This window comes from Paenarthrobacter ilicis (assembly GCF_016907545.1).
Lineage (GTDB): Bacteria > Actinomycetota > Actinomycetes > Actinomycetales > Micrococcaceae > Arthrobacter > Arthrobacter ilicis.
Genome location: NZ_JAFBCD010000001.1, coordinates 3,475,267 through 3,501,223 on the forward strand (window position 1 = coordinate 3,475,267; position 25,957 = coordinate 3,501,223).

Annotated in this window: 26 protein-coding genes; 15 read left to right on the top strand and 11 right to left on the bottom strand. The window is 62.7% G+C overall.

The genetic code is table 11. The features are described 5' to 3' along the window. Nucleotides 1-36: 36 nt before the first annotated feature. Nucleotides 37-1,110, bottom strand: coding sequence for a DNA polymerase IV (locus JOE60_RS15860; RefSeq protein ID WP_455650726.1), 1,074 nt, complete (start codon nucleotides 1,108-1,110; stop codon nucleotides 37-39). 171 nt (nucleotides 1,111-1,281) lie between these two features. Between JOE60_RS15860 and JOE60_RS15865 the strand changes: the two genes are divergently transcribed. Beyond that, nucleotides 1,282-1,905: a LysE family transporter gene (locus tag JOE60_RS15865; protein ID WP_167267535.1), complete on the top strand. Its 624-nt coding sequence runs from the start codon at nucleotides 1,282-1,284 to the stop codon at nucleotides 1,903-1,905. 18 nt (nucleotides 1,906-1,923) lie between these two features. On the opposite strand, the gene JOE60_RS15870 is transcribed toward JOE60_RS15865, so the two are convergent. Next, nucleotides 1,924-2,961, bottom strand: coding sequence for a LacI family DNA-binding transcriptional regulator (locus tag JOE60_RS15870; protein ID WP_167267537.1), 1,038 nt, complete (start codon nucleotides 2,959-2,961; stop codon nucleotides 1,924-1,926). Between the two features lie 211 nt (nucleotides 2,962-3,172). Between JOE60_RS15870 and uriH the strand changes: the two genes are divergently transcribed. From uriH to JOE60_RS15915, 9 genes are all read left to right on the top strand, one after another. Beyond that, nucleotides 3,173-4,186 (top strand): uridine-preferring nucleoside hydrolase UriH, encoded by a 1,014-nt coding sequence (gene uriH, locus JOE60_RS15875; protein ID WP_167267766.1) that lies wholly within the window; start codon nucleotides 3,173-3,175, stop codon nucleotides 4,184-4,186. Continuing rightward, nucleotides 4,186-5,628 (top strand): uridine transporter UriT, encoded by a 1,443-nt coding sequence (uriT, locus tag JOE60_RS15880; protein WP_167267539.1) that lies wholly within the window; start codon nucleotides 4,186-4,188, stop codon nucleotides 5,626-5,628. The genes uriH and uriT overlap by 1 nt, the downstream gene beginning before the upstream one ends. Beyond that, nucleotides 5,625-6,602 carry a ribokinase gene (locus JOE60_RS15885; RefSeq protein WP_167267541.1) on the top strand — a complete coding sequence of 326 codons (978 nt, stop codon included), beginning with the start codon at nucleotides 5,625-5,627 and terminating at the stop codon, nucleotides 6,600-6,602. The genes uriT and JOE60_RS15885 overlap by 4 nt, the downstream gene beginning before the upstream one ends. A gap of 262 nt (nucleotides 6,603-6,864) precedes the next feature. After that, nucleotides 6,865-7,731, top strand: a complete 867-nt coding sequence (locus JOE60_RS15890) for a GyrI-like domain-containing protein (RefSeq protein ID WP_167267543.1) — start codon at nucleotides 6,865-6,867, stop codon at nucleotides 7,729-7,731. 122 nt (nucleotides 7,732-7,853) lie between these two features. After that, a complete protein-coding gene (locus tag JOE60_RS15895; protein WP_167267546.1) occupies nucleotides 7,854-8,258 on the top strand; it encodes a GNAT family N-acetyltransferase in 405 nt (134 codons plus the stop codon). 231 nt (nucleotides 8,259-8,489) lie between these two features. Continuing rightward, nucleotides 8,490-9,113: a phosphatase PAP2 family protein gene (locus JOE60_RS15900; protein ID WP_239528889.1), complete on the top strand. Its 624-nt coding sequence runs from the start codon at nucleotides 8,490-8,492 to the stop codon at nucleotides 9,111-9,113. Next, a complete protein-coding gene (locus tag JOE60_RS15905) occupies nucleotides 9,113-9,736 on the top strand; it encodes a DedA family protein (RefSeq protein ID WP_167267548.1) in 624 nt (207 codons plus the stop codon). Before JOE60_RS15900 ends, JOE60_RS15905 begins: the two co-directional genes overlap by 1 nt. Before the next feature lie 5 nt (nucleotides 9,737-9,741). Continuing rightward, complete coding sequence (locus tag JOE60_RS18545) at nucleotides 9,742-10,416, top strand: response regulator transcription factor (RefSeq protein ID WP_167267550.1); 675 nt, start codon at nucleotides 9,742-9,744, stop codon at nucleotides 10,414-10,416. Next, nucleotides 10,409-11,395, top strand: coding sequence for a sensor histidine kinase (locus JOE60_RS15915; protein ID WP_167267553.1), 987 nt, complete (start codon nucleotides 10,409-10,411; stop codon nucleotides 11,393-11,395). Before JOE60_RS18545 ends, JOE60_RS15915 begins: the two co-directional genes overlap by 8 nt. Nucleotides 11,396-11,433: 38 nt before the next feature. On the opposite strand, the gene JOE60_RS15920 is transcribed toward JOE60_RS15915, so the two are convergent. From JOE60_RS15920 to JOE60_RS15935, 4 genes are all read right to left on the bottom strand, one after another. Next, nucleotides 11,434-12,063 carry a hypothetical protein gene (locus JOE60_RS15920; protein ID WP_338112575.1) on the bottom strand — a complete coding sequence of 210 codons (630 nt, stop codon included), beginning with the start codon at nucleotides 12,061-12,063 and terminating at the stop codon, nucleotides 11,434-11,436. A 101-nt stretch (nucleotides 12,064-12,164) separates the two neighbouring features. Further along, nucleotides 12,165-12,491: a hypothetical protein gene (locus tag JOE60_RS15925; protein ID WP_167267555.1), complete on the bottom strand. Its 327-nt coding sequence runs from the start codon at nucleotides 12,489-12,491 to the stop codon at nucleotides 12,165-12,167. A 126-nt stretch (nucleotides 12,492-12,617) separates the two neighbouring features. Next, on the bottom strand, nucleotides 12,618-12,950 hold the full coding sequence (locus tag JOE60_RS15930) for a hypothetical protein (RefSeq protein WP_167267557.1): 333 nt from the start codon (nucleotides 12,948-12,950) through the stop codon (nucleotides 12,618-12,620). 305 nt (nucleotides 12,951-13,255) lie between these two features. Beyond that, the gene (locus JOE60_RS15935) at nucleotides 13,256-13,567 is read right to left on the bottom strand and encodes a putative antibiotic biosynthesis monooxygenase (protein ID WP_167267560.1); all 312 of its coding nucleotides are present in this window, start codon (nucleotides 13,565-13,567) and stop codon (nucleotides 13,256-13,258) included. A 100-nt stretch (nucleotides 13,568-13,667) separates the two neighbouring features. On the opposite strand from JOE60_RS15935, the gene JOE60_RS15940 reads away from it, so the two are divergent. The 3 genes from JOE60_RS15940 (at nucleotide 13,668) to JOE60_RS15950 (ending at nucleotide 16,935) form a co-directional block, all read left to right on the top strand. Then, nucleotides 13,668-14,273: a TetR/AcrR family transcriptional regulator gene (locus JOE60_RS15940; RefSeq protein WP_167267562.1), complete on the top strand. Its 606-nt coding sequence runs from the start codon at nucleotides 13,668-13,670 to the stop codon at nucleotides 14,271-14,273. Between the two features lie 77 nt (nucleotides 14,274-14,350). Continuing rightward, a complete protein-coding gene (locus JOE60_RS15945; RefSeq protein ID WP_167267565.1) occupies nucleotides 14,351-14,911 on the top strand; it encodes a low molecular weight protein-tyrosine-phosphatase in 561 nt (186 codons plus the stop codon). Then, nucleotides 14,908-16,935, top strand: coding sequence for a chorismate-binding protein (locus JOE60_RS15950; protein WP_167267567.1), 2,028 nt, complete (start codon nucleotides 14,908-14,910; stop codon nucleotides 16,933-16,935). The genes JOE60_RS15945 and JOE60_RS15950 overlap by 4 nt, the downstream gene beginning before the upstream one ends. 13 nt (nucleotides 16,936-16,948) lie before the next feature. Here JOE60_RS15950 and cls read toward each other — a convergent pair whose 3' ends face one another. Then, nucleotides 16,949-18,424 (bottom strand): cardiolipin synthase, encoded by a 1,476-nt coding sequence (cls, locus tag JOE60_RS15955; protein WP_167267772.1) that lies wholly within the window; start codon nucleotides 18,422-18,424, stop codon nucleotides 16,949-16,951. Nucleotides 18,425-18,509: 85 nt separating this feature from the next. Between cls and JOE60_RS15960 the strand changes: the two genes are divergently transcribed. Further along, nucleotides 18,510-19,445, top strand: coding sequence for an aminodeoxychorismate lyase (locus tag JOE60_RS15960; RefSeq protein ID WP_167267570.1), 936 nt, complete (start codon nucleotides 18,510-18,512; stop codon nucleotides 19,443-19,445). Between the two features lie 226 nt (nucleotides 19,446-19,671). Beyond that, nucleotides 19,672-21,120 (top strand): amino acid permease, encoded by a 1,449-nt coding sequence (locus JOE60_RS15965; protein ID WP_167267572.1) that lies wholly within the window; start codon nucleotides 19,672-19,674, stop codon nucleotides 21,118-21,120. Between the two features lie 133 nt (nucleotides 21,121-21,253). Here JOE60_RS15965 and JOE60_RS15970 read toward each other — a convergent pair whose 3' ends face one another. From JOE60_RS15970 to JOE60_RS15985, 4 genes are all read right to left on the bottom strand, one after another. Continuing rightward, nucleotides 21,254-21,736, bottom strand: a complete 483-nt coding sequence (locus JOE60_RS15970; protein WP_167267574.1) for a carboxymuconolactone decarboxylase family protein — start codon at nucleotides 21,734-21,736, stop codon at nucleotides 21,254-21,256. 78 nt (nucleotides 21,737-21,814) lie between these two features. Further along, complete coding sequence (locus tag JOE60_RS15975) at nucleotides 21,815-22,816, bottom strand: PLP-dependent cysteine synthase family protein (RefSeq protein WP_420851416.1); 1,002 nt, start codon at nucleotides 22,814-22,816, stop codon at nucleotides 21,815-21,817. A gap of 110 nt (nucleotides 22,817-22,926) precedes the next feature. After that, nucleotides 22,927-24,474: an aromatic amino acid ammonia-lyase gene (locus tag JOE60_RS15980; RefSeq protein ID WP_167267577.1), complete on the bottom strand. Its 1,548-nt coding sequence runs from the start codon at nucleotides 24,472-24,474 to the stop codon at nucleotides 22,927-22,929. Beyond that, on the bottom strand, nucleotides 24,474-25,802 hold the full coding sequence (locus JOE60_RS15985; protein WP_167267579.1) for an NtaA/DmoA family FMN-dependent monooxygenase: 1,329 nt from the start codon (nucleotides 25,800-25,802) through the stop codon (nucleotides 24,474-24,476). Before JOE60_RS15985 ends, JOE60_RS15980 begins: the two co-directional genes overlap by 1 nt. Nucleotides 25,803-25,957: the final 155 nt, after the last annotated feature.

The window sequence follows — 25,957 nt, forward strand, 5'->3', positions numbered from 1 at the left end:
GTGCGTGCATGTACCGTTAGTGAACGTTCGACGGCGTCACCAGCCGCTGCGGGTTGGCGTATGGCCTTTGCGGGCCTCGTCCGGCATGGCCATTTCCGCCCGCAGTCCCAAAAGTCGGATGGGCCGGTCCGGTTCGATTTTCTCCATCAGTTCCAAGGCCCGCGCAAGGACCTCATCGCCGCTGCCGGTCTCCGGAATCTTCCTGGCGTAGGTCTTGGTGAAGAACGGCTTGTAGCGGACTTTGAGGGTCAAACCAATCACGGGACGCTCCTCGGCTGCCACATCTTCAAGGACCCTGGCAGTCAGCTCCTTGATGGCCTCTTCCACTTGCGCCGGCTCTGTCAGGTCCTCCTGAAACGTGGTCTCGCGGCCGTGGGCACGGGCCACCCACGGGGTATCGTCCACCTCCGTGGCACCTTCACCGCGGCCCAGCTGTGCGTACCAAGGCCCCATTTTTGGACCGAACTCCGGAACCAGGGATTGGGGGTCCGCCGCTGCGAGTTCACTGACAGTGGTGATCCCATGCTTGCCCAGCCGGGCCGAGATCTTGGGTCCAATACCCCACAGCTCCTTGGTGGGCTTGGCTCCCATGACGTCCAGCCAGTTGTCCTTGGTCAGCCGGAAAATTCCCGCCGGTTTGCCGAAATCCGTGGCATTTTTGGCTCGGACCAAAGTGTCTCCGACGCCCACGCTGCAGTGCAGTTGGGTGTGCTCCAGCACGGCTTGCTGGATCTTCCGTGCATAAGCTTCCGGATCCGTGGTTTCCACGCCAACAAAGGCCTCGTCCCAGCCCAGGACCTGCACTGTGGCGCCGGGCTGCTCCCGCAGCGTTGCCATCACCTGGTCCGACGCTTCAAGATAAGCATCCTTGTCCACGGGCAGGATGATGGCATCCGGAACTTTCCTGGCCGCTATCCGCAGCGGCATACCGGATCCCACCCCGAAGGCCCGTGCCTCATAGGACGCCGTGGACACCACAGCGCGTTCCGTGGGGTCTCCCCTGCCGCCAACAATGATCGGTTTTCCGGCGAGTTCGGGCCGCCTGAGGACCTCCACCGCAGCGATGAATTGGTCAAGGTCAACGTGCAGCACCCACGGGATTCCGCTCACGGGACCAGTTTGCCCTATTCGGCGCGGCCCTGGCTGTACCTTAACCACCCACTTTGAGCAGCGGTTGCGCTGGAATCAACCTTTTTCGGGTGGATTCCCTGGTTGCCGCCGCCAATGTGGGTGGTGGCGGGACGCGTCCGGTGGACCCACTTCCACGGCTTAAGCTGGGGTGTGCAATTTTCTTTGTGGCTGGCCCTTGTTGGTGCCGGTACCCTCATCAGCTTCACTCCCGGCGCCGGCGCCATCTTCACCATGAGCAACTCACTCAATTCCGGCTTCCGACGCTCCATCTGGGGCATTCTCGGACAGCAGGTTGCCCTGGTGATCCACATCCTGGTTGTGGCCTTGGGAGTTGGCGTCCTGGTGTCCAACTCCCCGGTGATCTTCAACGTCATCCGCTACGCCGGCGCGGCCTACTTGGTCTACCTGGGCATCCGGCAGTTCCTGCACAAGCCGGATCTGGACGAGGAAAAGGTCGAGGACAAAAAGAACGAGTCCGCCCTCTCCATGTTCCAGCGCGGGATTTGGGTGAACCTGCTGAACCCGAAGGCAATTGTCTTCTTCCTGGCGTTCATGCCCCAGTTCATCAGGCCAAACGAACCCCTGCTTCAGCAGTATGTGGTGCTTGCCGCCACGGTGATTGCCATTGACATCATGGTCATGTGGTTCTTCTTTGCCATGGCGGCACGGACGTTCCAACGCTTCACCCACGATCGCCGCGGCCAAATCATCCTCAACCGGATTTTCGGCTGCCTCTTCGTGTTGGTGGGCATCCTGCTGGCGGTCATCCACTAATCAGGCAGTTGAGCCTGTTCAGGCGGTAGATCCCCGCACCACCAGCGAGCTTTCCAAGGTCACGTGCGGTTCTTCAAGCCGACGGCCCTCCATGAGACCCCGCAGTTGCTCCCCCGCTTTCCTCCCCAGCGGTGTGGCAGGAAGATGCACGCTGGTGAGGCTTGGGTTGCTGGTAGCCGAATACGGCAGATCGTCGAAGCCCGCCACCGCCAATTCCTCAGGAATCCGTACGCCCTCCACCCGCGCTTCCTGCAGCACGCCGTAGGCGTGCGTATCGGTACCGCAGACGACGGCGGTGACCCCCTGGCGGTGCCACTCCGGCCAGGCTTGGGCAAAGGCGGCTGCGGCAGCGCCGACGTCGATCGCGGTGCTGACCACGTGCCCGTCAGCCACCGACAGGCCACATGAAGCGGCCTCGGCCAGGAAAGCTTCACGCCGTAGTTGGAACGTGGCCGTGCCCGTGATGCCGTCCACATAGGCGGCCCGCGTATGGCCGGATGACGCCAAGTGCCGGGCAAGCTCGCGGGCGCCCTGGGCAACATCGAGGTTCACGGAGGGCGCATAGGACTCCAGGCCCGGCGCATCCAACAGCACCAGCGGTCCGGCCGCGGAAAGGTCTTCCAGGAATTCCGCGCTGGGGGCACCAACCAGCAAGCCGGCGGGGCGGAGGGCCAGGAGCTTGCGGACGTCGTCGGCCTGCGGTGATTCACCGGCGTCGGTCACGGAGAGCAAAAGTTGGTACCGGGCACCCAGGGACTCACGCACCCCTGCAATCACGTTGGCAAAGAACGGGTTGGACACGTCCGGTGTCACCAGGATGACGATGGAGCTGACGCCCCGCGCCAGTGAGCTTCCGATGCTGTCCACAACATAGCCAAGCTCCGCGATCGCCGTGCGGACGCGTGAGATGTTGTCCTCGGAAACGCGGCCCTGGGTTTTCCCGTTGGCCACCAGGGACACGGTGGCCGTGGAAACACCTGCACGGGCGGCCACCATCGCAGCCGTCACTCGGGATGAGCGGGGCGGGTGGCCTTGGCGACGTTCCAGGGATTCCATGCATCGATCGTAGCGGTCGCACGCCGCTCTGACCTGCGGCAAGACATCAAGCGCTTGACGCTTCCCCGTTTCCGCATTCCCCGCAGCAACGTTAAGCGCTTGACGTACCGCACAAAGCAGTGCCAGAATCTCCCTGAATGCTTACTGCCCTGCCCCGGGAAAGTTCCAGGCAGGCCCCAATGACGTGGAGAAAAACGTGGACCCCAACACCATGACGCCGGCACCCAAGAAGATCATTCTCGATTGCGATCCCGGCCATGACGACGCCGTGGCGATGCTGCTGGCACACGGCAACCCTGATATCGAGCTGCTGGCGGTCACCACCGTGGTGGGCAACCAGACCCTCGAAAAAGTCACCCGCAACGCCCTTTCAGTGGCCACCATCGCGGGCATCACCGGCGTTCCCTTCGCCGCCGGCTGCGACCGTCCCTTGGTCCGCACCATCGAAACCGCACCCGCCATCCACGGCGATTCCGGCATGGATGGCCCCGAGCAGCCCGAGTCCGCCATCGAACTGGACCCGCGCCACGCCGTCGACCTCATCATTGACACCGTCATGGCGCATGAGCCGGGCACCGTCACCTTGGTTCCCACCGCCGGCCTGACCAACATCGCCATGGCAGCCCGCAAGGAGCCACGCATCGTTGAGCGTGTCAAGGAACTTGTCCTCATGGGCGGCGGCTACCACGTGGGCAACTGGAGCGCCGTGGCGGAGTTCAACATCATCATCGACCCCGAAGCTGCACACATCGTCTTCAACGAAAAGTGGCCCGTGGTGATGGTGGGACTGGACCTCACGCACCAGGCGCTGGCCACGGATGAAGTCGTCCGGAAAATAGCCGAAATCGGCACCAAGCCGGCCAAGTTCGTCATGGAACTCATGGACTTCTTCCAGAAGACGTACAAGGACGCCCAAGGCTTCGACTTCCCGCCCGTCCACGATCCCTGCGCCGTGGCCTACGTGATCGACCCCTCCGTCATGACCACCCGCAAGGTCCCCGTGGACATCGAACTCCAGGGCAAGCTCACGCTTGGCATGACAGTGGCTGATTTCCGCGCTCCGGCACCGGAGGACTGCCACACTTCCGTGGCCGTGGACCTGGACCACAAGAAGTTCTGGGATTTGGTCACCGACGCGATTGTCAGGATTGGCGAGCCAACGCTCGACGGCGGCGCTGACGCCGGCATGGCTGCTGGCACCGTTCTGGCAGGAGAGGCAAAGTAATGTCCACCCTCTCCACCACCAAGTCCACCCGCGGCAACGTCACCGCGCTGATGGTGGCCCTGCTGGCCGCCTGTGTCGCTTTCCAGCTCAATGCCTCCATGCTCAGCCCCGCGCTGGTCACCATGGGCAACGAACTCCAGACCGACCAAGCCACCATCGGGCTTTCGCAGACCTGGTTCTTCACCGCCGCAGCATTGTTCTCCCTCTTCCTGCCCCGGCTCAGCGACATCGTGGGACGCAAGAAGATCCTTGTGGGCATGATGCTCCTCATGGCCGTGGGTTCCGTCATCGCCGCGCTGGCCCCGGACGTCACGTGGCTGTTCGTTGGCCGCATCATCCAGGGCGTCAGCGGTCCCACGGTTCCCTTGTGCCTGATCATGCTCCGCTCCGCTGTCAGCAACCCGCGCAAGTACGGGACCCTGATGGGCCTCATCACCGCAGTCAACGGTGGCGTGGCTGGTGTTGACTCCTTTGTTGGTGGCTACTTCGCCGAGACCTTCGGCTTCCGCAGCATCTTCTGGCTCATGGTGGCCCTGGCCCTGGCCGCGACTGTCCTGATCGCCGTCCTTGCCGGTGAGAGCAAGCCCGCCGCGGGCACCACCATGGACTGGCTGGGCGTGTTCTGCATCGTGATTGCCGTGGGCGCCCTGCTGACTGCATTGAACGAGGGCGCCAAGCTTGCTTCCGCTTTCGACTCCGGCACCCTGACCCTCGCGATCGTCCTCACGGTGATTGCCGCCGTCGCGTTCTACGCGTTCTGGACCGTTGAAAAGCGGGCCAAGCAGCCCATGGTGGAAACCGTGCACCTGCGCCAGCGCTCCACGTGGGCGCCCCTGCTGACCACCACACTCACCATGACCGGCATTTTCGCTGTGATCAACGGAATCGTTCCTGCTTATGTGCAGGCCGCTGAGCCCGGTTTCGGGGTTGGTCCCACAGAGATGTCCCTGATCATCCTCACACCGTATGCCCTGCTGGGCTGGGTCTTCGGTCCCATCAGCGGCCGCCTGGCTCCCGTATTGGGGTACACCAAGGTCCTGCGGATCGGCATGATCGGAAGTGTTGTTGCCCTGGCCATCATCGCGTTCTTCGGCCTCAGCAGCCTGCCCATGATGATTGTTGGAACCGCCTTGTTGGGCATCATGTACGCCGGTACGGTCAACATCATGCTCAATGGACTCGGCGTGGTGCTCTCCCCCAAGGGAAACCCCGGATTCCTTCCCGGCATGAACGCCGGCGCCTTCAACCTGGGCGCCGGGCTGAGCTTCCTGGTCCTCCCGGCCGTCCTGGTGGCCACGGCCTCCCTGGGCGACGCCAAGGCGTCCTACCTGACCGTCGTTGTGGTGGGACTTGCCATCACCCTTGCGGCCTTCGCAGCATCGCTGCTCATCCCCAAGCCCGTTGAAGCCGAGGTTTCCTCGGAGGAAGAGGTCACCGCATGAGCACCACAGCCAACGCATCCAAGGCAGGAATCGTCGTCGTCGGCTCCCTTAACGCGGACCTGACCATCTACACGGACCGGCTTCCCAACCCCGGTGAGACCGTTCACGGGAACGGATTCGCCGTCAATCCCGGCGGCAAAAGCGCCAACCAGGCAGTGGCTGCGAGCAAGCTGGGCGGCAGTGTCAGCCTGATCGGCGCGGTGGGCGAGGACTCCAACGGCACCATGCTCCTGGACTCCACAGCCGGCGCCGGCGTGGATGTGTCCCGCGTCCGCCGGTCCGACGTCGCCACCGGGGTGGCCGTGATTTCGGTGGACAGCAGCGGCGAAAACAGCATCATCATCTCCGCAGGTGCCAACGGCACACTGGCGCCCGCAGATGTGGAGGGCGCAGACGTCTTTGGGGACGCCGCCGTCGTCTGCCTCTGCCTGGAGGTTGGCACGGACACCGTTGTGGCGGCGGCCCAAGCCGGGCACGACGCCGGCGCAACAGTTCTGCTCAACCTCTCGCCGTACGCTGAGGTGCCGGAGGAGCTGGTGGGGTTGAGTGACGTCCTGCTGGTGAACGCCCACGAAGCCTCGCTGTTCCTGGGGACGGAAGCCGGGATCCCCGGCGCCGACGCTGAGGCCGAAGCGTGGGAGCCTGTCCGGAGCCTGTTCGCTGATCGCGGGATGCAGCGCGTCCTGGTGACACTGGGCGCCCAAGGATCCGTGGTCCTGGATTCGTTGGCCGGCGGCGAAGATCAGATCACCCGGATTGAGCCCACCCGCGTCACCGCCGTAGACACCACCGGCGCCGGGGACGCCTTCACCGGCGGAGTCGCCGCTCGGTTGGCCGCAGGCGATTCACTGGCCGATGCAGCAGCCTTCGCATCCGTGGCCGCCGCACTGGCTGCCACCAAGAAGGGCACCCAGGCCGCTTACCCGGCCGCCGCTGAGGTTGACCAGCTGCGGAAGCAGGCAGACCTCGGCTGATTCACCTGAGATGAGTTAAGCCAGCGGCCCGCCCTCCGGCGGGCCGCTGGCTTCACTTCTTTAAGCTGCCTCTGTTGCCAGGTTCTCTTCGATCCACGCGGGCAGGTCCGTGACCGGGATCGAGTGGCGCGCGTTGAAGGTGTCTTCCTTGTTCCACGCCACGCCCCGGCCTTGGACCAAAGATGAGCACCGACAATTTCGGACCGCAATTGCAGGGTTCCGGAAGAATCAGGCGGGCAGACTTGAAATCGAAGGGAGAACCGTGATCCAAGCACTGAACCAACTGGTCGATTACATCGAGGGCCACCTTGCTGAGGAAATCGACATTGATCGTTTGGCGGTCAGTCTGGGCATGTCGGAATACCACCTGCGTCGGATGTTTTCATCATTGGCCGGTATGCCCCTCTCCGAATACGTCCGACGACGCCGCATGACTGTCGCCGCGACCGACATTCTGGGAGAAGACGGGCTGCTGGCCATCTCGGTGCGCTACGGCTATGGCTCTGCCGAGGCATTCAACCGGGCATTCCGTTCAGTGCACGGCGTCAACGCTGGCGATATTCGCCGGAATGGCGGCCCCCTTCATACACAACCGCAGCTCAGGTTCCACCTGACCGTTGAAGGGAACGCAACCATGAAGACCCGCATCGTGGATCGGCCGGCATTCCGGCTTATCGGCCATTCTGCCCGTGTGCCCCTTATTCACCGCGGCAACAACCCCCATATCCAGGCGCACATCGCCTCTCTGCCCTTGGAGGAACACGCCCGGCTGAAAGGCCTGAGCGGCACTGACCCCCGGGGCCTGCTCCAGGTGAGCGCCGACGTCGACCCCGACTATGAAGAGGGCAGCGAGCTTACCTACCTTCACGGCGTCGCTATCGCTGAAACCGCACCGGTGCCCGAGGGCCTTGACGTGATCGAGGTACCCGCAGGCACGTGGGCTTTGTTCCACGCTGAGGGGGCTTATCCGGCGGTCCTGCAATCCACTTGGGCCGCAACTGCTAACGATTGGTTTCCCTCCAATCCCTGGCGGCTGCGCCCTGGTCCCTCGATAGTGGCGGTTCTGGATCGCACGGCTGACTTCACGGAAGCGAGCTGCGAACTATGGCTACCCATTGAACGCTCCTAAGGGCCCTCGGCCTTTGACAGAATGAAGCCATGGAAACCGGGTCAGGAGTGCGCACCGTTCGATCGGCGGATCTGAGTGGGCCGGACGCGCGGACTGTGAGTCGGCTGGTCGAGGCTTATCTCATGGAGACGGAACGCGAGAAAGCCGCCCACTTGGGTGGCACTTTCGATGACACGGTCCTCCCCGATCGTTATCGCGACGAAATCGATGCTCCAGAGGTGGCATACCGGAACGCGGCGGTGTACATCGCTGAGCTCGGGCACGCGCCAGCCGGAGTAGTGGTGGTGCAGAAGACAGCCGCAACCCGTGAAATCAAGCGTTTTTGGGTTGAACCCGATGCGCGGGGACACCGGGTGGGCTCTGCCTTAATGGATGCCGCCATGCAGGAGAAGGACCTTCCCATCCGTCTGACGGTGTGGGATTGGCGTGACGATCCCATACGAATGTATGCGAAGCGTGGATTCATTCCTGTCCCATCCTGGGAAGACCGGCCACGCCTTCTTTGCATGGAGACCGACCCGGCTTGAGAGCCTTCATGGCTTCCACTGGGCGTGTCCTGGGGGAGCTCCAAGGTCCCCGTTTTTCTTTACGAGTTCTTAAAGCCAGGGCCCCAGAATCGAAGAAACGATTCGTTCTCCAGAGGGGTCATTGTGTCTTCGATGTCCATGCCTTACCAGCAAGCTCCACGGCTGTTGCCGTTGCCCAGTCACTGGCTCTTGCTGGGTCTGGTACTTGCAGCGGTGGTCATTTTAGCTGGAATGACGATCCGACTGGACCCTGGCATCACGTCATCTGAGTTGACCATGGATGAGCTGCTCAGCCGGAACCACCTCCCGGTTCTGACCGCGCTCGCACTGGCATTGAACGTGATATTCGGCCCGGTGGTTGGTGGCCTCATCACGATCACAGCGAGCCTGTACCTCTTGCTGGCGCAACGATCCCTACAGAAGGCTGCGCTCTTCGCCCTCACTGTGGCGTCGGGATGGCTGACCTGCCAAGTATTCAAGCTGGTCATCGGACGGATCCGCCCGGACCCGGCCATGCTGTTCGACCCGTTGGTTCCCGAACCGGCATCCAACAGCTTTCCCAGTGGTCATACAGCGTTGGCAGTTGCCCTGGCTTTGGCGGTGTTCTTTACCCTGCGGGGCACCAAATGGGCGAAACCGGCATTGTGGACAGGCGCCGTGGTGGCTGTGGTGGTCGGCTGGTCCCGGGTTTACATCGGCGCGCATTACCCACTGGACGTCGTCGCTTCATTTCCAGCCAGCATCGCTGCAATCCTGATCATGGCCGGAATGTGGAACCGCCACGCGCCAGCGCTCTTCGCCAAGCTGCACGCCCGTCCCGCCTACCGACACCTCCACGAACGAAGGAAGCCGTAATGGAAGCACTTGATCCGGCCACCCTGCTCCAAGGATTGGGCCCGGCGACCCTGGGTGTGGTGGCCTTGATGATTTTCATCGAGTCGGGGGTCTTATTCCCCTTCCTGCCTGGTGATTCCCTGTTGTTCACGGCTGGGCTCCTCCACCAACAACTCAATCTGACGCTGCCGGCGCTCATAACAGTGGTGTCCATCGCCGCCATTGCGGGTGACCAAGTGGGATTTCTACTGGGACGTCGCTTCGGACGCCGCTGGTTCTCTGATGACGCACGGGTTCTCAAGACCGCACACTTGGTAAAGGCCGAGGACTTCTTCCGACGCCGAGGTGGACCAGCCCTGATTTTGGCCCGATTCGTACCGGTAGTCCGCACATTCGCTCCCCTCAGCGCCGGAATAGCGAGATATCACTACAAGTCGTTTGCCCTCTGGAACATCGCAGGAGCAATCCTGTGGGCAAGCTCCGTAACGCTCCTTGGCTCGTGGCTCGGACATTTCGAAATTGTCGCAAAGAACATCGATGTCATAGCCGTGGCCATGGTCCTCATTTCGATCCTGCCGTGGGGCATCGAATACTTGAAACGCCGGCGCTCACACCCTGCCGGGGCCTCTGCCAAGCAAGAATAGATTCTGTGACCAATGACGCCAAACCGTCCGTTCTTCTCGTCGAAGACGACCCTGCCCTAGGTCCATTGATCTCTGAACTCCTTGAGCCCGACTTCACGGTGCACTTGGTCAGCCGAGGCCGGGAAGGCTTACAGCAAGCACTCTCAACGAACTGGGACGTCCTGGTGATTGACCGCGGCCTCCCAGACATGGACGGGATCGAGCTCATCACGACTCTTCGCACCAAAAGCATCACAACGCCGATTCTCATCCTCACTGCTCTGGGCGCGGTCGACGAAAAAGTTCGGGGCCTCGACGCCGGAGCGAACGACTACATGACCAAACCCTTCGACGCCATGGAGTTGGCGGCACGGCTGAGGGCTTTGACGCGCAGCTATACCCAAAACCCGGGAATCCTCACTGTCGGCGACTGGGAACTTGACCCGGCCAACAGGTCCATGAACTCCCTTCACGGTTTCCATGCCTCTTTGACCGGCGCGGAAGCGGAGTTGCTGAGGGTCTTGGCCGGGGAGCCTGGCCGGGTGTTCACCAGGGATGAACTCCTTGTTGCCACCAACAGTCAAGGCGAACTGCCTGGTGTCATTGACATCCATGTCCACCACCTCCGCCGGAAAACCACGCGGTCGCTTGTCCGGACCGTCCACGGTATTGGATACCAGATAGGCGAAGCCCATGACTGAGTCCCCTGTGGTCAGCGAACGGGACAACGCGACCCTGCGCAGGGCCTCGCAGAAGATCGCGTTGAGAATCAGCGCCGCGTGTGCCCTGCTGGTCTTATGCCTACTGGCTGGAGCAACCATCTACCTTCTGGGCCAGGCTGGCAAACCTGAACCAACCGAGCCTGGCGGTCTCTACGCTTACTTGGACACCAAAGACCTGATCAAGGCCATGCTGATCGCGGGGTTGGCCGGGATCCTGCTGGCCGGAGGCGTCGGGTGGGTCAGCGCCCGCAGCGCCATCCGCCCCCTCAGCGAGGCTTTGGATCTGCAGCGACGTTTTGTCCAGGACGCAAGCCATCAAATGCGTACGCCCTTGGCAATACTGGACGCCAGAATTCAACTGGCCCAACGGAACACGCCTTCAGATTCACCTTCAGGGCATGTTCTTGCACAAATCCGACAGGACACGGCCGCTCTTTCCGGGATCGTCAACGGGCTCCTGGAGGAAGCCACCAGGCCAGCCCTCGAACCAATCGCTGCACCTGCCAACATCGACGAAGTGGTGCAAGCCGTCGTGGAAAGTCTTGGTCCTTTGGCGAACGAACAGGGCATAGCACTGGAGTGCATCAGCAACGCGAAAACCCGCTCGCTCATTGACCCCCAGAGACTACACCGTGCTGTCCTCGCCTTGGCCGAGAACGCACTGGCCCACACACCGCGTGGGGGCCGCATCATCGTCGCCACCAGCACGGCGGAAAACCATGCAGTGATCACAGTGACTGACACCGGCGGGGGCATCATTGGCATCGAGCCGGACCGCATCTTTGACCGCTTTGCCAGAACAAACCACCCACGCACAAGCCAACAACCTCAGAGCTTCGGCATCGGTTTATCCTTGGTTCGCGAGATCGCCATCGCTGCTGGCGGCTCCGCGGACGTCGCTTTTACAGGGCCCACCGGCACCAGCATGAGGATCACGCTGCCCTCGGCCACCACCTAGGAACTGCACGCGGCAATCAGCCGGCGTGGGCACTTCAATTACTTGCCGGCAGGATCGAGTTCGCTGCGTTCAGCAATAACGATGTCCTTGACGTCCGTGACGTCGGAGGGCTCGGGCGCTGGGACAAACAAGGCCACAGGGAGCGTTACGCCAGAGCATTTCAGGCTCGGAACTCCCGCCGTGGACTCTACCCTCATGGTTCCGTCAGGCAGGCGCTCCATCCGGTACTCAACGCCGTAGCCCTTCACCTTGGCAGGCACTCCCCCCTCTTCCGAGGACCAACGTGTTGCCTTGCATCCCCTGACAGCGGCGCGGTCGGGGCTGCCCCTGAAATTGGGCGCCACGGACAGGGGCATGAAAGGTGTCGGCCCAGGGAAAATATCCGGCCGCCGTTTCTGCTTGACGTCGTTGAATGCGGGCCTGGCTGCGCGGCTTCGAACATCCAGACTGGCCGTCTTGACCAGTTCTGGAATCGAAAAATCATTGAGATTGCGGGCGACTGCTTCTGCCTCAAGGAACTTTCTTGTGGCCTGTATCCAAGGATCGGCCTCCAGTGGCCCCGTGGGAGCGCCGCCCTGCCACTCCACCGCCGGGTATGGCGGGGCGGGTCGCTTCACGACGCGGCACCCGGCAAGCCCGCCAGCCGAGGCTGCGGCGAGTACCACCACCGCCGCAGCCGAAAGCAGACGGTGGTACCGCCGTCGTAAAGCCGTGTTCCGCACAAGTCCCCCAAAAACTGGCCACGGGTCCATCCCAGGCAACCACAACCCTATGCGCGAAACGCGCGAAGTTCACCCCACCCGAATCGACTCTCAGCGATGAAATCTTGAAATTCGCTCTGCACGAACCGGACAAGGGCGTCGGGGCCCTCCTCCAGGCGAAGGCTGCCGGTCCCACCGGATTCCCCGCGCACCTCCCACCGGACCCACTCTTCGTTGGAGCGGACGAGGGCGTCGCCGGGCAGGTCAGCCCCGGCGGGATAGTCAGCTATCCGCTCGACGCGCCACGTCAGCGTGCGGAGCTCAGCTTCGCTCAACATCGATTCAAAAACGGGTTTGATGAGCAGTTTCACGTCGCGCACATACGTAGGCCCCATGTGCCCACAATAATGAGAGTTGGGCTCTATCAGGGAAGAACGTATTTTTGGCGGAAAGGCCGCGTTACTCAAGTGCGGCAACCGTGGCACCGTCACGAGACCTGATTTTCTCCAGTCGCCTTTATTTCATGCAGACCTTCGCTGGAGCAACTGGAATGCCAACCACAACGTTCCTACCAGGGGCACCACTGGATTCATGGGTCTGCCGATAGCTCCAAGGATGACGAAAAAGATCCAAAGAACTGTCGTCATGACGGCCGCCGAAACAAGCACTTTACGGGTCACTGAAATAGCCGGCAGGATGATGCCCTCGGTGCGCAGCTGGCGGGTCTCCATTATTGCCCCCCGCAGGAGCGGACCGAAGAAGGCGGCGACACCGACCAGAACCACTAACGAACGTCCCGGTTCCGGCACATCGGCGGCCTCCAGAACACTGCTCAGCACAATGCTCAGCAACATGAACAACCACAGTCCCCATACAACGAGTCGCCGCCGCTTCGGAGGCATACCCTCCAGCGAATCGGCTGGCCAGGCCTGCCATTCGTACTTGTCGTTGCTCTTTCCAACCTCCGTGCCCACCCGGCCAGCTTAGCTTCGCTGGTCACGGGGTAGTGCAGGCACCATCACCCCTGCCATGCAACAATCTCGGAATGAGCGAGCATGAGCGGCACATGAGGGAAGAGTTGATGATCCTCGAGGCCCTGCGGCTGGCGATGAACCGTCGAGACGAGGTCTTTCAGGCGATAGAGCCCGCTCCAAACTCCTTAGGCGGACCGACGGGCAGCGCGTTGGCTGGACCGTTCTGCTGCCTTCCGGCTGATGGCACCGTGCCCGGCCATGAGGCGCGGAACCACAACATACACCGCTGCGGGGACGACCAAAGCCGTCAGCATCAAGGCGCGGAGGACCGGGTGCAATGGCTCCATCAGGGGCCCCAGCAGCATCATGCCGATGGAAACCAGCGGGAAGATCGCCAGCCATGTGATCAGGGCGCGCATGTGGACCGAGGGGGCTTTCGGGGGCATGGGCGCAGCTGGCTCGGCGAGGGCGGGCGGGGCCGTTTCAGGAGTGGCCATGATGTTTCTCCAACCAGATAGTTGCAATTGACTGGATTCACCATAACCCCACTCGCCGGAAAATTACAACCAGATGGTTGGGAAATGCTAATATGACCGCATGGCATGGGATACGGAACGCACCAAAGGATTGCTCTTGGAAGCAGCCACCGCTGAGTTCTGCACCCGCGGCCTGGCAGGCGCCCGCATAGACCGCATCGCAGCTGAGGCAGGCGTCAACAAAGAGCGCATCTACCAGTACTTCGGCAACAAGAACGCCCTGTTTGACACCGTCATTGTCACGGCGCTGAGCAACCTCATGGACGAGGTGCCAATCGAGGGCTCGGGCCCGGAAGCCATGGCTGACTACGCCGGCCGCCTGTTCGATCACCACCAAGTGGATGCCACTGCTCCCCGGCTGCTGTTCTGGGAGGGGTTGGAACGCGGGACCGATGTTGTTGGACTGCCCAAGCGGATGGCCAACTGTGCATCAAAGGTCAACAGCACCATCGCAGCCCTCCCCGGCATCTCGCGGGAGGATGCGGGCGATCTCCTCATCACCATCGTCAGCTTGTGCGATTCCGCTCCCGTACTGCCGGCCCTGGACGGGCTGATGGCCGGCGACAACCCGGGCCGCACCGAAAGGCGGCGCGCCGCCGTCGTACGCACCGTCCACCTGATGGCCGCAGCGCTGGCCGCCGAAGCGGCACAAACAGCGCCTTTGTGACAGGTTTGACACCTAAAGTGACTCGGCTGTGAAGTAGCCCCTAGCCAAGAGGGGGTGCCATCAACCATGCTTGCCTCATGTACTCAACGTCGAGCCCATACCGCATTATTACGGTCTGCACAGGAAACATCTGCCGCTCCCCCATGGCAGCCCTCATGCTCACCGAAGCCTTCGCAGCGGAAGGGCTCAGCGACGTCGTGGTGGTGGATTCGGCGGGTACCACCGGGTATGAGGTGGGACGGCCCATAGATCCCCGGGCCGCGCGCGTTCTGACCGCCAAACACATACCCTCCGAGGACCATGTCGCCCGTCAGTGGCGCAGGGAATGGTTCGCCGGGAGGGACCTGATCCTGGCGTTGGATGTTGACCACTTTGGCTGGTTGCAAGAGAACGCTCCCGACTCCAGGGCCCTGGAAAAGGTCAGGATGCTGCGCAGCTTCGATCCCGGCACGGCAGGCCGCAGCTCACTGGACCTGGGTATTGAAGATCCATGGTACGGCGGCCACGCAGACTTTGATGCCACCTGGACCTTGATCCATGCCGCCATTCCGGGAATCGTGGAGTCCGTGAAAACGGCGATCCGCGACGCTGACGAAACCGAAACCCCCCAGCCCCAGCAGGTAACCTCTATGACATGAACCCTGCACCCGTGATCATCGCTGTTGACGGCAGGTCCGGTGCAGGAAAAACCACTCTGGCCGTTGAGCTGGCAGCCAGGCTGCGGCAGCACCACAGGGTTTCCCTGTTTCATCTTGAGGACATCTATCCCGGATGGAACGGGCTCATGCCCGGCATTGAACGGTACGTCGCCACGGTCCTCAAGCCCTTGAGCGCAGGCCAAGCCGCCGAGTGGACCAGCTGGGATTGGGAAAAACACTACGACGGCGGGTCCCGGGTCACGCTGCCCGCCGAAATTGTCATCGTTGAGGGCGTGGGAGCGGCCGCTGAAGCTGCGCGGCCCATGCTCGACGCCGTGGTGTGGGTGGAGGCTTCCGGCGACGATCGCCGTCGTCGAGCCTTAATGCGCGACGGCAGCACCTACGAACCCTACTGGGACAGTTGGGCGGCGCAGGAAGATGCGTGGCTGGCGGAGGATCCGGTGGCGTCCGCGGCCGACGTCCGGGTGCTGAACCGTGCCGACGGAAACGCCCCGGATCACGTCCTGCAAGCACTCAAGTACCTGCCTGCGTTGACGGCGGTCCTGGCTCCCGAACTCAGCGACCGCCGCGGCGTGCAACTGCGTGCGGAACGACTCGAGGCCACCCCCGATGCTCCGACGCTCTTCGAATCGCTGTACGGCACGTCCAGCAACGCGGTGTGGCTCGATTCCTCCAACGCGGCGGCCGTCATGGGATCGGCCCAGGCAGCAGAGCGGAGCCGTTTCAGTATCATGGCCGACGACGGCGGCACGTACGGCCAGGTGGCGACCCACAGTTCCGGCTCCACTGGGGTCACGGTCGGGACGGCCACCGCAAGCATCCCCGGGCCGTTCTTCCGGTGGCTCGATTCCGCGTGGGGCCGGCGGGCCGTCCGGGCTCCCCAGGGCTACGAATGCCAGTTCACCCTGGGCTGGCTGGGCTTCCTGGGGTACGAACTCAAACGTGAAACCGGCGGCAGCGACGTTCAGGCCCCCACACCGGACGCAGCCTTGCTCTTCGCGGGCCGCGCGGTGGTGCTGGACCATCACCAAAAGGCGGTGTGGCTCCTGGCCTTGGAAGCCCCCGACGCCGACGCCTGGCTGCAGGAGGCGCGCACCGCCGTCGGCACCGCCGTCGATCCAGGCCACGACGGCCGACAGCCGTTGCCGGGCCCTGGCTTCACCAGCCGCGATTCCGCAACGGATTACAAGCGCAAGATCGCCGAATCCCAACACCAGATCAGCCAGGGCAACAGTTACGAAGTCTGCCTGACCACCATGCTCCAGGCCCCCGCCGACCGCCTGGACCCTTGGGCCACCTACCTGGAACTTCGACGCCGGAACCCGGCTCCGTTCGCCAGCTTTCTGCGATTCGGCCCCTTGGTTGCCGCAAGCACCTCGCCGGAACGGTTCCTCAGAATAGCGTCCGACGGCGGTATGCGCGCCGAGCCCATCAAGGGCACCCGCCGCCGGGCTGCTGATCCGGACGAGGACCTGACGCTCAGGCACGATCTGGAGACGTCCCTGAAGGACCGCGCCGAGAACATCATGATCGTGGACCTTTTGCGCAACGATCTGAGCCATTTCGCCGTCCCTGGATCCCTGACAGTCAGTCGGCTCTGTGCCATTGAGAGTTACGCAACGGTCCACCAAATGGTCAGCACCATTGACGCGCAGTTGATCCCGGGAGCGCCGAGGGCCGAGGCAGTGGCCGTCGCTTTTCCTGCCGGTTCCATGACCGGTGCGCCAAGAATCAGCACCATGGGCATCCTGGACCAGCTTGAGGCTGGGCCCCGGGGCCTCTACTCCGGCGCCATCGGCTACTTCTCACTGAACGCCGCCACGGATCTTGCCGTGGTGATCCGGACGCTGGTGGTGAGCCCCGCCGATGGTGGTGGCAAGGTATTGAGTCTGGGCGTGGGCGGCGCGATCACAGCCGACTCCACCGCAGATGACGAATACGACGAAATCCGGACCAAGGCCTTTGGCGTCCTGTCCACACTGGGATCGGCATTCCCCGAGTAAGCCCTGTTGAGGGTTACTGGAGCGTTGCGGTCAATCTGGCCACGTTATCCACATACTTGGCCAAGGGGGGTCTGTCCGTCCAGTCCTCCAACATAAGCTCACGGGACACCTCGCGGTACGTGGACTCCACGGCCCGCATGAGGTTCACGGTTTCGGCACCCAGCAGCATCACCGAAACCTCCATGTTCAGGGAGAAGGAGCGCATGTCCATGTTGCTGGAGCCAAGAACCGCCACTTCGTCATCAATGGTGAAGTGCTTTGCATGGAGGACGTACGGTGCCCGGTAGAGGTAGATCCGGACCCCAGCCTCCAGGAGTGCCTCGTAGTAGGAGCGCTGAGCATGGTGCACCAAAAACTGGTCACCCTTTTCGGAGACGAAAAGCTCCACGTCCACGCCGCGCTGGGCTGCCGTTGTGATGGCATACAGGAGTGAGTCGTCCGGTACGAAGTACGGGCTGCAGATGGAAATTCTGTGCTGTGCCGAGTAAATGAGGGTGTTGAACAGCCGCAGGTTGTTCTCGGTGGCAAATCCAGGGCCGCTCGGGACAACCTGGGCCGTGACCTTGCCTGGTGGCGTCGGCTGGGTGGGAATGCGAAGCTGATCCTCCAGCGACTCGTCCGTCTCACTGAGCCAGTCCGTTGCAAACACCACGTTGAGAGTGGCAACAATGGGACCTTCAAGCCGGGACATGAGCTCAACCCATTTGCGTCCTACCTTGTGGTGCTTGGGGTTGTTGTAAGACGGTTCAATCAGGTTTTGGGAGCCGGTGAAAGCCACCAGGCCGTCGATCACCATGATCTTGCGGTGGTTCCGGAGGTCCGGGCGTCGCCACTGACCGTGGATGGGCAGCAACGGGAGCATCCGCTTCCACTGGATTTTGCCTGCCTTGAGCCGTCTGATCAGGCGTCGGTAGCCCTTGACCCGCAGGGTTCCAATGTGGTCAAAGAGCAACCTGACCGTAACTCCACGCTCAGCCGCCTTTTCCAGCTCCGTCAGCAGCTCATTGGTAACAGAGTCGCTGCTCATGATGTAGAACTCGGCGTTGACGTAGGTGTTGGCACCCCGGACGGCCTCTGCCATGGCCTTGATGGACTCTTCATAGCCCGGAATCAGCTCAACCTTGTTTCCGTCCACCATAGGCAAGGAACCCAGCCGATGGTTCAACTCCCCCGCCGATTTCACCCACTCCGGGCCGGAATAGACGCTCACAGGGTCGGAAAGATCGGAGGTCACCGCCCGGACGCGCCGGTTGACCTCTTCCTGCTGCTCCCTGCGCCGGCGGGACAACTTGAAATTGCCGAAGAGGAGGAACAGCACAAAGCCCACAGACGGGATCAGGAACACAGCCAACAGCCAGGCCATGGCCGTGGTGGGGCGACGGTTACCGGGGATGACTCCCAGCAGCACGATGCGCATGATGACTTCCACGATCGCCCAGACGCCCAACCACCAGGTCCATTCCTGGCCAAAAGGGAAAGGAAAGAGCACCGACAAACCCCGCATTCCGTGAACAACAGTGACCACAGCCTATCCGGCAAACCCGGAATCAGCGGTCCAGCACTAAGCTGGGGGCATGACGTCACCTGCTCCAACGGTCTTGGTTTTCCTTGACCCTGCCTTTGAAAACGGCCGCGTTGCGGACTCCAGCCAACCCCAGCTCATGGCCACCGATCTTGGTGCCACACGGGGCGATGGTGTTTTCGAATCACTGCTGGCTGTCCAGGGACGGCCCCGCAAGGTCCAAGCCCACCTGAACCGGCTGGGCAGTTCCGCAGCAGCCCTGGATTTGGCACTTCCGGAGCAGGACGTGTGGCGGAAGGCAATCGACACCGCCCTTAACGAGTTCCGTGAGGTGCATCCGGCGCCGTCGCCCGAAGAGGACGAGGTAGTGGTCAAGCTGATCGTTACCCGCGGCGTTGAAGGGGCAACCACCCCCACGTGCTGGGTCCAGGCGTCGCCATCACCCGCGGGAAGCCGACGCCAGCGGGAGACGGGCATCGACGTCGTCCTCCTGGACCGTGGCTTTGACACCGAGGCCGGCGAGCGCGCTCCCTGGTTGCTCCTGGGTGCAAAGACGTTGTCCTATGCGGTGAACATGGCCGCGCTGCGCTACGCCCACAAACAGGGTGCCGATGACGCCATCTTCACCTCCACCGATGGCAGGGTCCTTGAGGGGCCAACGTCAACAGTGCTGCTGGCACATCTCGAAAAGTCGGACGACGGCTCGGAAAAGACCGTCCGCCGGCTCATCACTCCCCAGCACGACAGCGGCATTCTTCCCGGCACATCCCAGGGCGCGCTGTTCGCCGCGGCCAAAGCCGCCGGTTGGGAACTTGGTTATGGCCCGCTTGTTCCGCAGGACCTGTTCGACGCTGACGCAGTGTGGCTCATCTCGAGCATCCGCCTGATAGCACCCGTGAATCACATCAACGGCCAGGAAATAGGCACGCCGTCCGTCCGGAAGCAGCTGACGGCCGAGTTGAACCAGCTCTTCGCGGGCATCGAGTAAATCCGCTCCGGAAGGAACATAGCAGGCCGCAAGTAATCAAATTGCTTGCGTTACCTATAGATAAGAAACGCTTAGGCTCCAGCCGGTACTTACCCTGCGCTCAACCGCGATTTCTTACTCTCCTTGAACTGGACATCACCCGTGTGATGAACCTTGTTCTCGTGTTAGTTGGATCACGTCCACTGGCATGACTTCAGACTTTGCTGGCTAACTTCCCGGAGGGAATATGGGACTGAGCTCCCCCACAAAAGCCGAAGCATCGGCACTTGAGGCAGAAGCCTCAAACAAAGGACTTCGCCGGTCCATGGAGGCCCGGCACCTGGTCATGATCGCCATGGGTGGCGTGATCGGTTCAGGCCTTTTCGTCAGTTCCGGTTACACCATTGCCACCGCTGGCCCGCTCGGAGCAGTCCTTGCGTTCCTCATCGGCGCAGTTGTTGTTTATCTGGTCATGGCTTGCCTCGGAGAACTCGCTGTTGCGTTCCCCGTCTCAGGCGCATTCCACATCTATGCCGCCCGCACCCTTGGTCCAGCTACCGGATTCGCTACGGCGTGGCTGTACTGGCTGTGTTGGGCAGTAGCACTGGGTTCCGAATTCACAGCCGCCGGCCTGCTCATGCAACGCTGGTTCCCGGGTGTGGACGTCTGGATTTGGTGTTTTGTGTTTGCCACGGTCCTGTTCACACTGAATGCCATCTCATCGCGCGTATTTGGCGAATCGGAGTTCTGGTTCGCGCTCATCAAGGTCGCCGCCGTCGTCGGCCTGATCATTCTGGGCGGCGCGGCACTTGCCGGCTTCCACCCCCTGGCACCGGGCAGTTTCCCTTCGTTCGGGGAGAACTTCATGACGCCGGACGGCTTGTTTCCCCATGGGTTTACCGGCGTCTTTGTCACCTGCCTGGCAGTCTTCTATGCCTTCTCCGGCTCTGAGCTGATCGGTGTGGCCGCCGGCGAAACCGCCAACCCCGGGACCAACATCCCCAAGGCCATGCGGACCACGGTGATCCGCCTCATGATCTTCTTTGTGGGCGCCATTGTGGTCATCGCCGCCACCATCCCCTACGAGCAAGTCAGTGTGGACGAAAGCCCGTTTGTCACGGTGTTCTCCATGCTCGGCATCCCGTACGCAGCTGACATCATGAACTTCGTGATCATCACGGCCCTGCTTTCGGCCGGTAACTGCGGACTGTTCTCCTGCGCGCGCATGCTGTTCTCCCTGGCGGACGAGGGACACGCGCCGCAGGCCTTCAAGAAGCTGACCAAGCGCGGCATCCCGTTGATCGCGCTCTGCGTGAGCATGGTGGGTGGGCTGGCATCCCTGATCAGCAGTGTGGTGGCACCGGCAACCGTGTACCTGGTCCTGGTTTCGGTGGCCGGTTTCGCCACAGTTGGGGTGTGGATGTCGATCGTCGCTTCACACTTCATCTACCGGCGGACCTTCGTGAGGAACGGCGGCGATCTCTCCACCCTCCCCTACAAGGCACCGCTCTTCCCACTGGTTCCCATCCTGGCGTTTGCGCTGTGCCTGGTGTCCCTGATTGGCATCGCCTTTGATCCCAACCAGGTGGCGGCACTCCTGTTCGGCGTTCCGTTCGTGGGGGCGTGCTACGCATTCTTCTACTTCAAATACGGGCGACGCCGCTCGCTCACGCGGGCGGACGCTGAGGTTCACTGACCCGGTTGCCTCCGCCACCTGCTTTGGTGACCACCCGCCGTCGACACGCCGTCTCAAAGATGTACGACGCCGGTCAATGTAACCAAAGTGGGTGGCGGCGGCACACCCGGCCCGGCCGTGACGCGGGGTACGGCTAGTTCTTGGCGGCCCTGACCGGGTGCTCGCTCAGGATGGACAACCTGTTGAAGGCGTTGATTCCAATTGCTGCCATGCACAACACGCTGATTTGCTGGTCAGTGTAGTGCTGGCGCGCCGTCTCGAAGAGTTCCGGGCTGGGCCTGGATGAGGACATGCGCGTGATCTGCTCGGCGATCTCCATGGCCACCACCTCCGCAGGTTCAAACAACTGGACCTCGCGATAGACGGCCACCAAGGACAGTCGTTGTTCCGTTTCCCCGTACTTCAGTGCCCTCCGGTGGTGGAGATCCAAGCAGAAAGCGCACCCGTTGATCTGCGAGCAAAGGTAGTTGATGAGTTCAAGGGTCCGGCGCGGGATTCCCACGCTGTCAGCCTGTTCCACCAGCTGATGTGAATAGTGGCTGAGGGTCGCGTAGAGATCAGGTTGCTGCTTGTCCAAGTAACCGGCGAGGCGCGGTTTTGTTTCCTGTTCGGGCATGGTTGGAGTTTAACGCACCCCCCGTGGGCAGTTATGTGAGAGAGGGACGCCAAAAAGGCGGCGGGATGTGAGAGAGGGTCAGTCCGGGGTGTCGGCGGCCAGGCGTATGCCGTGCCGGGCCAGCCACGACGGGTTGAAGGCCTTGCTCAGATAGTTCGTCCCGGCGTCGGGCGCTATGGCCACCACCACAGAGCCCGGCGGGGCAGCACGGGCAACCCGCACTGCAGCCGCAACGGTCAGCCCGGAAGACGGCCCCAGTGCCAGGCCTTCCTCGTCCAGGAGCCGGTGCACGGTGGTGTACACCTCGTCATTGGGAATGCGGAGGAAACGGTCAACCACGGAGCGGTCAAAGATTTGGGGCCACTGGGACTCGGGCCACGAATTGCCTACCCCGTCCACCAGGATCTCGCCGGGATGCCCTCCGCTGTAGGCCGACCCGTAAGGGTCCGCTCCCACCACCTCAATATGCCCGCCGGGGCGGGTCGCCGCCACCTGTTTCTTGAGATAACGCCCGTTGCCGCTGATGGTCCCCCCTGTTCCAATGCCGGCTACGAAGTGCGTGATGGTACCGCCGGTCTGTTCCCAGATCTCGGGGCCGGTGGTTCTGTAATGAGCCAGCGGGTTGGCCGGGTTGTCGAACTGCATGGCCCGCCAGGCTCCCGGCGTCTCCGCCGTGATGCGGGCGGCCAAAGCTCGCGCGTTCTCCGGCGATTCAGGCGGCGCATTCCAATCCGTCAGGATCACCCGGGCTCCGTAGCTGCGCAGCGCCGCAAGCTTCTCCTTGGAGATGGTGTCGCCGGTGATCACCACCACGGGATGTCCCGTCAGCCGGCCAATGAGAGCCAACCCGATCCCGGTATTGCCGGAGGTGCTCTCCACAATGGTGGCCCCTGGCCGCAATTCCCCTGATTCCTCGGCCGCCCGGACCATGCTCAGGGCCGTACGGTCCTTGATGGAACCGCCGGGATTCTCGGACTCCAGTTTGATGTGGATGGAGCTGCCCAGCCCGCGGCCCAGGGCCTCCAACCTCACCAGGGGCGTATTGCCCACCTTTTCCAGGATGGACCCGCTTTCCAGGATGGACTTGTTTAGAACCGCCCTGTCCTCTGAAGCCCCACCCGGCACCGCACCACGGAACCCGTCCGGGGCAAACTCTGCAGCATGCCTGCCGCGATTACCGGTTGTTGTGCTCACCGTTCCCACTTTCCTTCCAGCCCGGCCGCTGCCTCCCGCAGCAAGGCGCGCGCCCGTTCCACCAGGTCAGCTGCTGCGGGACGATCAGTCAGGAGATCGGCCAGCCTGCCCACCACCGCACCGGTCCCTTGGCCAAGCGGCCGCCCATCTTTGGCCCCGATCAGCAGGTACGACGCCGTCAGCGCTTCGATAACCAGCAATTTTTCCAACGAATCCAAGGACTTTTCGAGGTACTGAAGAGCCAGCGGCGCCAGGGTTGAATGGTCCTCGACGTCGGCCGACAAGGTGGGAGCGCCAAGGGTTGCCGGGGCTGCCAGGAACTTGAGTTCAGCCAACAAACCGGCCGCCGAATACCAGAGCAAGCCAGGTAATTCTTCCTGGACCAGACCGGATTTTGCCGCCTCCCCCAAGAGTTTTGCGCGGATGGCACGCTGCGGCGGGTACAGCTTGGCAATGCGCCGCTCACTGGAGATCCCCACATGGGCCACCGCCAGCCGGAGGCCTTCAAAGGAAAGCGCCAACTGCAGGGGCTGGAAGTTCCCGCCGGACACCATCACCCCGGAGTCCACGTCCGCCAAGGGATTGTCGCCCCGGCCATTGAGCTCAACCTCCAAGGCGAGTTCGAGCCCGGCTACCAGGGACCGGAAGGCGCCGTGGGTTTGCGGCGCCGCCCTGAAGGACAGCGGGTCCTGCACGGAAACTTCCGGACGGACGTCCTCCAACCACCCACCGCTGAGCAACCGCCGCACCGCCGCAGCCGACTCCTTCTGTCCGTCCACCGCCTTGGCCGCCTGGATGGCGGGCGAGAACGGGCTGAGGTTGCCGCCGTCGTCGTACCTGGCGATCGCCTCAAGCGAGAGTGACAGTGCGACGTCGGCCAACCCGGCCAGGTGCTGCAATCGCACCAGGGCGAGCGTCCCCGCACCTACGGAGTACGCGTTGGCGCTCACCAGTGCCAACGCTTCTCCGGCCCCGAGTTGCAGGGGCTGCAGGCCGGCGTCGGCGAGAGCTTTGGCCCCGGGCACCACGGTGCCATCGGCTTGGAAGGCTTGCCCCTCACCCAGCGCAACGGCGGCGACGGCGGCCAGCTGGGTGAGGTCGGACGAGCCCACGGATCCTTCGCGCGGGATGGCGGGGAAGACTCCGCGGTTGAAGAGTTCGGCGTAAAACCGGGCGGTGCTGGCCCGGACGCCCGAACCGCCGCGGCTGAATCCAACCAGGCGGGCCAGGATGATGGAGCGCGCGGCGGCGCGGTCCAGGTACTGGCCCACGCCGCTGTTGTGATACCTGACCACCTGGACCTGATAGGCCAGGAGTGACTTCTCCTCCACAGCCGTATCCCGGCCCGACCCCAGCAGGGTGTTCAGCCCATAGACGCGTTGACCGGAGGAAGCAGCGCGCTCCACCACTTCACGGGATCGGCCAATGAGGGCCAGGACGTCCTGGGTGAGCTCCACCCGTGCTAGGGAATCGGACGCAGCCCGGGCAATATCCCCAGCACGGACATGTGCCGTTCCCAGCAGGAGAGTGTCATGTGACGCCATCAGAAATCCAGGAGGTTCTGGCGGAAGCCACCGTTGCCGTAACTCTTCCTCAACAGGCCGCGGCGGCGCAGCTCGGGGGTGAGCTTGTCCAGAACGCCGTGGACTGTGGCGGGATCCACGAAGCCGGAGAAGAGGAAACCGTCGCCGCCCACGGCAGCACCCGTTTCTTCCAGATAATCGGCAATCTCCTCCGCGGTGCCAATGATCGAATCGCCAGCGCCGCCGCTGCGGGCCTGGAGGATCTGCCGGAGCGTGGACCCGGGAGGAGCCGCCTTGGCGAAGTGCTCCAGCGTGCCTTGATTGCTGTTGGTGCTCAATTCCGGCAACGGAGCGTCCAGGTCGAATTGCTTGAAGTCGATCACCGAAAGATAGGAGATGGAATTCAGCTGGCTGTCGATGTCGCGCTGGGTCAGTTCCCGCCGCTGGGCACGGAGTTCCCGGGCTTCAGCGGTGGTTCCCACCACGGTGGGCTTCAGAACAAAAAGTACCTTGACGGCGTCGGGATCCCTTCCTGCCTTGGTGGCCTCGGTACGGATCGAATCACGGTAGGCCTTCATGCCGTCCACACCGCGGGCCAAGGCGATGGCCACGTCCGCGTGCCCACCTGCGAAAGCCTTGCCGCGGGGAGAGGCGCCGGCTTGAACCAGCACGGGCTCCTCGGGCAGGGGTGCAGTGTTCAGCGGGCCCCGGACGGAGAAGAAATCACCGGTGTGATGGATGGGATGCACTTTGTTGTGATCGGCGAAGACGCCGGCGGAGCTGTCCTCACGGATCGCGTCAGGTTCCCAGCTACGCCACAGCTGCCTGACCACGTCCACGAATTCCTCAGCCTTTTCGTACCGTAGGTCGTGCTCGATCTGCTGGTCCAACCCGTAGTTTTGCGCGGCGAGGTCGCTGCCGGAGGTCACCACGTTCCAGCCCAACTGGCCGTCGGAGAAGTGCTGCAGGGTGGCCAGCAGCCGTGCAGCAGTAAACGGCGGGTAGAAGGAAGCACTGACGGTGGGAACAATGCCCAGGTGCTGGGTGGCTGAGAGCAGGTACGGAACCAACGCCAAAGGATCGTGCTTGGGCGCGAAGGATGCGTGGGCCAGGGAAACCTCGGCCGTGCCCCCGTAGGTGTCCGGAACAGTCAGCGAATCCTCAATGATGAACAGGTCCAGGCCGGATCGCTCGAACGCGCGCACCGCCTCCTGGTACAGGGCTGGCTTCTTCCAGTCATAGCCCAGGCTGTAGCCCGGAGTTCCCCAGCCCTGGACGCCAAATCCGTGGCCTACAAACCATCCAAAATGCAGCATGGGCTCGAGTGTAGAACTGCTCTGTCCGTTCACCGCGACCTGATTTCTTGCGAAGTTACAGGGGGACGTACTGCGTCAATTATGCTCCCGGGAGGTCACAAAAGGACCCAGCCCAAGGCATTGCCGGTTACGCAACATGACGGTGGTGATTCTGCCTCCAAGTGCGCCCAAGCGCTGCGAAATGCTAC

What these genes read in the sequence shown, in the direction of transcription:
- uriH (WP_167267766.1), top strand. Translation starts at nt 3,173, where the DNA reads ATGACGCCGGCACCCAAGAAGATCATTCTCGATTGCGATCCCGGCCAT.
- uriT (WP_167267539.1), top strand. Translation starts at nt 4,186, where the DNA reads ATGTCCACCCTCTCCACCACCAAGTCCACCCGCGGCAACGTCACCGCG.
- JOE60_RS15870 (WP_167267537.1), bottom strand. Translation starts at nt 2,961, where the DNA reads ATGGAATCCCTGGAACGTCGCCAAGGCCACCCGCCCCGCTCATCCCGA.
- JOE60_RS15895 (WP_167267546.1), top strand. Translation starts at nt 7,854, where the DNA reads ATGGAGACGGAACGCGAGAAAGCCGCCCACTTGGGTGGCACTTTCGAT.
- JOE60_RS15930 (WP_167267557.1), bottom strand. Translation starts at nt 12,950, where the DNA reads ATGTTGCTGAGCATTGTGCTGAGCAGTGTTCTGGAGGCCGCCGATGTG.
- JOE60_RS15980 (WP_167267577.1), bottom strand. Translation starts at nt 24,474, where the DNA reads ATGGCGTCACATGACACTCTCCTGCTGGGAACGGCACATGTCCGTGCT.
- JOE60_RS15935 (WP_167267560.1), bottom strand. Translation starts at nt 13,567, where the DNA reads ATGGCCACTCCTGAAACGGCCCCGCCCGCCCTCGCCGAGCCAGCTGCG.
- JOE60_RS15900 (WP_239528889.1), top strand. Translation starts at nt 8,490, where the DNA reads ATGACGATCCGACTGGACCCTGGCATCACGTCATCTGAGTTGACCATG.
- JOE60_RS15960 (WP_167267570.1), top strand. Translation starts at nt 18,510, where the DNA reads ATGACGTCACCTGCTCCAACGGTCTTGGTTTTCCTTGACCCTGCCTTT.
- JOE60_RS15950 (WP_167267567.1), top strand. Translation starts at nt 14,908, where the DNA reads ATGAACCCTGCACCCGTGATCATCGCTGTTGACGGCAGGTCCGGTGCA.
- JOE60_RS15970 (WP_167267574.1), bottom strand. Translation starts at nt 21,736, where the DNA reads ATGCCCGAACAGGAAACAAAACCGCGCCTCGCCGGTTACTTGGACAAG.
- JOE60_RS15965 (WP_167267572.1), top strand. Translation starts at nt 19,672, where the DNA reads ATGGGACTGAGCTCCCCCACAAAAGCCGAAGCATCGGCACTTGAGGCA.
- JOE60_RS15925 (WP_167267555.1), bottom strand. Translation starts at nt 12,491, where the DNA reads ATGGGGCCTACGTATGTGCGCGACGTGAAACTGCTCATCAAACCCGTT.
- JOE60_RS15940 (WP_167267562.1), top strand. Translation starts at nt 13,668, where the DNA reads ATGGCATGGGATACGGAACGCACCAAAGGATTGCTCTTGGAAGCAGCC.
- JOE60_RS15905 (WP_167267548.1), top strand. Translation starts at nt 9,113, where the DNA reads ATGGAAGCACTTGATCCGGCCACCCTGCTCCAAGGATTGGGCCCGGCG.
- JOE60_RS15945 (WP_167267565.1), top strand. Translation starts at nt 14,351, where the DNA reads ATGTACTCAACGTCGAGCCCATACCGCATTATTACGGTCTGCACAGGA.
- JOE60_RS15885 (WP_167267541.1), top strand. Translation starts at nt 5,625, where the DNA reads ATGAGCACCACAGCCAACGCATCCAAGGCAGGAATCGTCGTCGTCGGC.
- JOE60_RS15915 (WP_167267553.1), top strand. Translation starts at nt 10,409, where the DNA reads ATGACTGAGTCCCCTGTGGTCAGCGAACGGGACAACGCGACCCTGCGC.